Origin of the sequence: Sphingomonas sp. LH128 (assembly GCF_000293195.2) — a bacterium.
In the GTDB taxonomy this organism is placed as follows: Bacteria; Pseudomonadota; Alphaproteobacteria; order Sphingomonadales; family Sphingomonadaceae; genus Novosphingobium; species Novosphingobium resinovorum_A.
In genome coordinates, this window is sequence record NZ_ALVC01000409.1 from 1 (window position 1) to 1,856 (window position 1,856).

General features: G+C 60.5%; 5 protein-coding genes. 3 read left to right on the top strand and 2 right to left on the bottom strand.

The features are described from left to right. The 3 genes from LH128_RS34810 to LH128_RS26825 form a co-directional block, all read left to right on the top strand. Positions 1 to 195: hypothetical protein (locus tag LH128_RS34810; RefSeq protein WP_327195278.1), on the top strand; the 195-nt coding region annotated here is incomplete at its 5' end. 52 nt (positions 196 to 247) lie between these two features. Continuing rightward, the gene (locus tag LH128_RS26820) at positions 248 to 481 is read left to right on the top strand and encodes a hypothetical protein (protein ID WP_008832840.1); all 234 of its coding nucleotides are present in this window, start codon (positions 248 to 250) and stop codon (positions 479 to 481) included. A gap of 153 nt (positions 482 to 634) precedes the next feature. Continuing rightward, complete coding sequence (locus LH128_RS26825; RefSeq protein ID WP_083910358.1) at positions 635 to 835, top strand: hypothetical protein; 201 nt, start codon at positions 635 to 637, stop codon at positions 833 to 835. Here the strand turns inward: LH128_RS26825 and LH128_RS26830 are convergent. Beyond that, on the bottom strand, positions 808 to 1,119 hold the full coding sequence (locus LH128_RS26830) for an integration host factor subunit alpha (protein WP_008832842.1): 312 nt from the start codon (positions 1,117 to 1,119) through the stop codon (positions 808 to 810). The genes LH128_RS26825 and LH128_RS26830 overlap by 28 nt on opposite strands. Before the next feature lie 66 nt (positions 1,120 to 1,185). Continuing rightward, complete coding sequence (locus tag LH128_RS26835; protein WP_327195279.1) at positions 1,186 to 1,722, bottom strand: hypothetical protein; 537 nt, start codon at positions 1,720 to 1,722, stop codon at positions 1,186 to 1,188. Between the last annotated feature and the right edge of the window lie 134 nt (positions 1,723 to 1,856).

Sequence of the window (1,856 nt, forward strand, 5' to 3'; positions counted from 1 at the left end):
TTACTTCATATCCACCAAAACCCACGCCTCCCTGCGGGCTTCAGCGCTTTTCACAGACGACGAGATGCAGTCTTGTTCCCGCCGGTCTGGCAACCCCTACACCCCCTGTTCCAAACTTCTTGCCAGACCGGCGACCCGCTGATCGCCGCGCTATCGCTTGCCTTATTGGTCGACCGACTGCTTCAAAGTCATTGAGACAAGCCAGGCAGCCCTTCCCGTCACCCCTGGTACAAATAGGAGCCCATCGATGCTGGCAAAGCTCTTGAATCGGCCCTTGTGGACGCCATGGATTGTCATCCTGGCGCTGCTCATCGCCAACTTCACAATCGCGACACTGTTCGGGAACCTGACCGAACTACCGCCTCGATCATGGCAAACATGGTCCGTCGTCGCGATCGTCGTATGGGCATTCATAGGCGCCGCGATCAACCTTGCCTGGGTCAACGCCCAGGACCAGCATCATGCCGAGGATGAAGCCTGACATGAAAGCTGCCCTCCCCGTAGCTGCCTACGGCGCCCCACGAGCGGCTTGCACTCTGTTCGCCGCCCTCGCCGCTTCGCTCATCTATGCGTGGCTCTTCATGAAAATCTGACCGATCGCTGCGCGATCGATCCTGCAGAAAGGATCATCACCATGGAACCTCTGCGTCACCTCGATCGCGACACCCGCCGTGCCAGACTGCTGGCCGCTCGCACCCGTCCCGTCGGCGGCATCAACAGGCGCGGAATCTTCACCGGCCATTGGGATCGCGGCGACGTCGTGCGCCAGTTTCGCGGCGGGAACGGATCGTGGCTCGGCCTCGCAACTTACGTAGCAGGCGACCCGGCCACTTGATCGCGCAATCCCTGGCTCGGCCTGAACGTCACCACGCGCCGCGCTGATACCGGCACCTCCACCCCCGTCTTCGGATTGCGCCCGACCCGCTCGGCCTTATCGTTCAGCAAAAATGTCCCGAAATTCGTGATCTTCACGTTCTCGCCTGCGGCTAACGCATCCGTCATGCGCTCGAGGATCTGCTCCACCAGGTGAAGTGCATCGTTCCTTGAAAACCCAACCCCACGATGCAGCGCCTCCGCAAGATCCGCGCGCGTCAACGTCGATCCTTCATCTACCGGCATTTGGCATCTAATCCTTTGCTCTGAACATATATGGGCCCTGCGGGCCAACCGACGTGCGCCCGCGCGCTAGACGGCCTTCCCTTCATCGCGGCGCCGCTGCCGCAGCGGTGCCCCCTCGAGCGTCACCCTATCAAAGCTGAAAACGTGCTCTCGCGGGCTGTTTTGACACCGCCCGACAATCCGCCCCGGATACTCCACGCCGCCACGCGCCAGCATCACCGTCTCAGCATCACATATCGGACAATCCGCGAAATATCTCCTGATCACGATCGCCAGTCGTCCTTCACTGCCTCGCTCGCAATCAAGAACCACCCCCCCGTCGACGTCCGCAACGTCGCCCATACCCAGCAGCAGAATGCGATCCGTGAACAACCGATTCCAGCGCTGCGACAAGGACCACACACAGCCTAAAGACACCGCTAGCAGTGCCAGATACGTCATCGGGCCTGCAAACACGCCCTTTGCCGCAGAGTACAGCGCCAACGACAGCGCGGCCATGAATAACATGAACGTCACGCACAGAACGATCAGCGGCGTCAGAAACAGCCACCTTCGGTAATCCTTCACGTGCAAACCCACGCCGGGGTGCGTCAGTCGTCCCAACAGCGTCAACCTCGGAACAGTCTCGCCCGTTCGATAACGCAGGATCGAACCGGCTAGCCGCTGTTATTCACCGGAGTGCTCGAGAGGGTTGGCGGGAGTAGCGTAAGGCACTGTTCTGAAGTAGGAATTGGCTG